At 66.9% G+C, this 4,659-nt stretch carries 4 protein-coding genes; all 4 read right to left on the bottom strand.

From position 1 onward, the window contains the following. Positions 1-258: 258 nt before the first annotated feature. On the bottom strand, positions 259-660 hold the full coding sequence (gene crcB / locus ACXJKH_RS15290) for a fluoride efflux transporter CrcB (protein WP_256776716.1): 402 nt from the start codon (positions 658-660) through the stop codon (positions 259-261). Next, complete coding sequence (locus ACXJKH_RS15285) at positions 660-1,961, bottom strand: replication-associated recombination protein A (RefSeq protein ID WP_457320532.1); 1,302 nt, start codon at positions 1,959-1,961, stop codon at positions 660-662. The genes crcB and ACXJKH_RS15285 overlap by 1 nt, the downstream gene beginning before the upstream one ends. Before the next feature lie 297 nt (positions 1,962-2,258). Continuing rightward, positions 2,259-2,897, bottom strand: coding sequence for an outer membrane lipoprotein chaperone LolA (gene lolA / locus ACXJKH_RS15280; protein ID WP_457320530.1), 639 nt, complete (start codon positions 2,895-2,897; stop codon positions 2,259-2,261). Positions 2,898-3,016: 119 nt separating this feature from the next. Then, on the bottom strand, positions 3,017-4,659 hold a 1,643-nt coding region (locus ACXJKH_RS15275; RefSeq protein ID WP_457320528.1), incomplete at its 5' end, for a DUF3857 domain-containing protein.

Here is a 4,659-nt window from a genome sequence, read left to right as displayed (position 1 = left end):
CGCATCGGTCATCGCGTAGCCGAACGTGGGCGGACGGCCGCGCTTGCGCGGCAGCGTCAGTTCCAGGGTGCCGGGGTCTTGTTCATCGCGCATGACGGACGGGAATGCGTGCGGGGGCGCGCACGATATCGTGAGACATCACTTTAATCCAGCGTTTTCAGCGGATTTCTGCGTTTGTGGCGATCGAGAGCGCGACCCGGCGGGGACGTCAGCCAGTTGAGGGTGACGAGGACATCGGCCACCGTCGGCCGCGCGCCCTTACCAGCGCCACGCCTCGGCCACGCGAGCGCCCAACCAGACCAGCAGCAAGCCGCCTATCAGACTGACGCCGAGGTACAGCGGCAGCATCAGGCCACGATCGGTCCGGGTGAACACCAGCGACTCCAGCACCATCGAGGAGAACGTGGTCAGCCCGCCAATGATTCCCACGATCAGGAACGCCCGCCAGTACAGCGCGGCCGTACCGCGGCTCTGCAGCCAGACCATCACGTAACCGGCAGCGAAGGCGCCGACCAGGTTCACTGTCAGGGTGCCCCATGGGAAACCGCTGCCGAACTGGCGCAGCATCGCATCGCCCACCATGAAGCGCAGAGCGGCTCCCAGCGCGCCGCCGGCCATGACCAGCCCCAGCTGCTGCCACCACGTCGAAAACCCGTCCATTACGCGCCACCCTTCTCCGCGCGCGCCTGCTCGCGCGCCGCACGCAGCCGGTCCAGCTTTTCCTTCAGCTTGATCTCCAGGCCACGCGGTACGGGCTCGTAATACACCCGCTCGCCCATCGCATCCGGGAACCCGGTCTGGTCCAGCGCGATGCCGCCATCGGCGTCATGGTCGTACTGGTAGGTCTTGCCGTACCCCAGCTCCTTCATCAACCTGGTCGGCGCGTTGCGCAGGTGCAGCGGCACCTCCTGGGTGCCGCTCTCGCGCACGTCCTGCCTGGCCTTGTTGAACGCGGCGTAGCCGGCATTGGACTTGGCGGTGCTGGCCAGATAGAGCACCAGTTGCGCGAAGGCCAGTTCGCCTTCCGGGCTGCCGAGGCGTTCGTAAATGTCCCAGGCTTCCAGCGCCATCGACTGCGCGCGCGGATCGGCCAGACCGATGTCTTCGATCGCCATGCGGGTCAGCCGCCGCGCCAGGTAGGACGGGTCGCAGCCGCCATCGAGCATCCGCGTCAGCCAGTACAGCGCGGCATCCGGATTGGAACTGCGTACCGATTTGTGCAGCGCCGAGATCTGGTCGTAGAACTGCTCGCCCCCCTTGTCAAAGCGCCGGGTGCGGTCGGCCAGGACCTGCAGCAGCATCTCCGGACTGATCCGGCCACCGTCGCCGCCCGCCAGTTCGGCCGCAATCTCCAGCAGGGTCAGCGCGCGGCGCACGTCGCCATCTGCAGCGGTGGCGATTTCCAGCAGCGATTCCGGAGCCACCTGCAGCGCTTCGCTGCCAAGGCCGCGGTCGCTGTCGTGCAGCGCGCGCTCCAGCGCCTCAACGATGTCGGCCGGCGACACCGATTCGAGCACATGCACGCGGCAGCGCGACAACAGCGCCGAGTTCAGTTCGAACGAGGGATTTTCAGTGGTGGCGCCGACAAAGACGATGGTCCCGCGCTCGATATGCGGCAGAAATGCATCCTGCTGCGCCTTGTTGAACCGGTGCACCTCGTCGACGAACAGCACGGTGCGGCGGCCGTCGGCAAAGCGCTGGGCGGCCTCGGCCAGCACCTGGCGCACCTCCGGCAGGCCGGAGAGCACTGCGGAGATGGCGCGGAATTCGGCATCGGCGTAGTGCGCCAGCAGCAGCGCCAGGGTGGTCTTGCCACAGCCGGGCGGCCCCCACAGGATCATCGAATGCACATGCCCGGACTCGACCGCGCGGCGCAGCGCGCTATCCGGCGCGAGCAGGCGTTTCTGCCCGACCATCTCGTCCAGCGTCTGCGGACGCATCCGCTCGGMGAGCGGACGCATGTTGTCCCGATCCACGGTCAGCAGATCAGGCCCGTTGAATGTCGTTCGGTTTCTGGCCACGCACGTATTCTATCGCGAGCGCGCGTGAACCCACGTCGGATAAGCACCGGTAGAGCCAGGCCATGCCTGGCTGCTCTCCGTACGACCGACCCATTGCGAATCCCGGTAGAGCCAGGCCATGCCTGGCTGCTCTCCGTGCGGCGGACGGGATCTCGGGAAGGCCCAGCCAGGCATGGCCTGGCTCTACCCCGTCCCGACGCCATCCTGCGATTGAACGCGGCGATGAGCGCCCCCGCCTTACTCGCCGATGACGTCGGTGCCCTTGGGCGGTGCGAAGCTGAAGGTACCGGCGGCAAAGCCCGGGTTGCGCTTCCAACCGGTGAAGTTGATCACCGTGCGCTGACCCACTGCATCCACCACTTCCATGCGCGCCAGGCCCTGGGCGTTGAAGCCCAGCGCGGCGTACTGGAAGGCGGTGTCGGTCTCGCGCTTGGGGCTGAGCGACAACCACTGCAGGCCATCGCGCGCTGCGGCCTCTTCGCTCACGTCGTACTGCTTGTCCAGCAACGCCGGATTGATCAGTGCGGTGAGCGGGCTGTTCTGCTCTTCGGCGCCCTGCGCGCGGACAGTGGCCTGCTCCAGATCCTTCTCGTACACCCAGACCTTCTTGCCGTCGGCCACGATCAGCTGTTCGTGCGGCTTGATGTATTCCCAACGGAACAGACGCGGCGCGGACAGCGCGACGCGACCACTGGTGTTCTCCTTGACCTTGCCCTTGCTGTCAAACACCTGCTGGCTGAACTGTCCATCGAGGCCCTTCAGGCCTTGAGTGAAACGGTTGAGCTCATCGCGGGCGCCGGCCCAGGCCGAGGCCGACCCGACACTGGCCACGACCAGGGTGGCGGCAACGAGGTAGCGGCGGAAAGAGGTGTTCATGGCAGTATCCGGGACATATGGAAAGGATGGATCGGAGTGTGCCCATGGAAACCTGAATGGGCGATCAGGGCAGTAGTATGCGCCGCGTCGACGCACCCGCGCAGCGCGGCGTTGACGGGCTACGGGTTTGCCTGCACCGTCTTCAGGTCGCCATACACCACCTGCCCACGAAAACCGCGCCGCACCTGCTGGTACAGTTCGCGGAACGCGGGATAGTCCTGCGACTGACACAGCGCCTGCGCGCCGCGCACCGCGCGCTGCTGCAGCCGATGGCGGGCAACGATGGTCTGGCCCTCGCGGCTCCAGTCCAGCCGRTACTCCCCCGCCGGGTTGCGGAACTGCTGGCGGCGCGGGATCGCCACGATCGGCACGCCCACCGGGAACTGCAGCCGGTAGGTTTCCTCGCGAAGGCTGTCGGTGCAATAAAACGGCGTGGCGTTGTCCGGGGCCGAGGTGGTGGTGTAGATATCGCGGAAGGACTCGCCGCCGGGCGCATCGGGCAAGGGCATGCCGCCGACCACGCCGAAGTCGACGTAGTCGCTGGCATGGAAATCGTAGCGATAGTTGAATGGGCGGCTCAGGTCCTGCGGATCGCCCAACAGGGTGAGCGCGCCGGTGCCGTCGAACCCGGACGAGGCCATGATCGATTCCTCCACCCGCGCCCGGTTCTGCGCATTGAGACGCGCGAACGATCCCCGCATGCCGATTTCGCTGATCTCGCTCGGCTGCAGCACGGTCTGGCCGGCCAGATCGCCTTTTGCGTCGAAGCGGAAACTGACGTCCAGGCCATTGCCATTGCGGCTGGCATCGTTATCCGGGGTGCGCGCCACTGTTGCCTGCCGGGTCAGCAGCACCGGCGCGCCCAGGTCACCGTCGGGCAACTGGCCAAACCGTGCATAGGCACTGGTCGAGTCCAGGTAGAGATCGAATTCGGGGATGTAGGTGATGGCATGGTTGAACCGCCCCAGTAGCGGAACCGCCGGCAGGCTCGGGCCGCCGCCCGCACCGATCAGCACCGGACTGCTCTGGATGCCACGCGCAGCCAGCAGCGCCTCCAGGATCACCACGTGGTCCTTGCAGTCGCCATAGTGGTTGTCGAGGATGCTCTGCGCCGGATTCGGCTCCAGCCCGCCATTGCCCAGGTACACCGCCACGTAGCGGATGTTCTGCGAGACCCAGCGGTACAGCGCCGCCGCTTGGTCGCGGCGATCGGTGATGCCTGCGGTGAGCTGGTCGGCCAGCGCCTGGATGCCAGGGGTCACCCTGGCAGCCTCGCCCCCTTTGCGCTGGTAGGCGCTGGCCACCTGCGCCCAGTCGCGGTAGGTGCTGGCCATGATGGTGGGGCTGAACTCCCACGCCGCGGCCGACCAGTTCTGCGCCTGCATCGGCTCGCGGCGCTGGTAGCGCCACTCCCACGTGGCCTGGCCGTCACGGATCTTCGGTCGGTCACTGCCCTGCACATCGCGCTGCTGCACCAACATCGGCAGCGCGGCCGGTGCCGACAGCGTCACCCGTGCGTCGTCGTACTGGGTGAACACGCTGAAGGTTTCCCACAGCCCGAAGTAGCCGGGGAAGTACGGTGTGTTCTGGGTCCGCCGGGTCTTGTAGACCAGCCGCGTACCCGGGGCCAGGTTGGGAAACACCACCACCCGCACCTTGCGGTCGGCATACATCGCCGCAGCCGCGCTGGAGTAGCTCTCCTGGGTGTAGATGCGGTCGGCCGGCACGTCGCGGCGCTGGCCGTCGGCGGTGAGCGTATAGG

The sequence above is a fragment of the Stenotrophomonas sp. P5_B8 genome, from assembly GCF_054049855.1.
Note: the sequence above shows the minus strand (reverse complement) of the source record. Positions and strands in the feature narration are given on the sequence as shown.

Excerpts from the sequence above, each read along its gene's own strand:
- crcB (WP_256776716.1), bottom strand. The coding sequence starts at position 660 with ATGGACGGGTTTTCGACGTGGTGGCAGCAGCTGGGGCTGGTCATGGCC.
- lolA (WP_457320530.1), bottom strand. The coding sequence starts at position 2,897 with ATGAACACCTCTTTCCGCCGCTACCTCGTTGCCGCCACCCTGGTCGTG.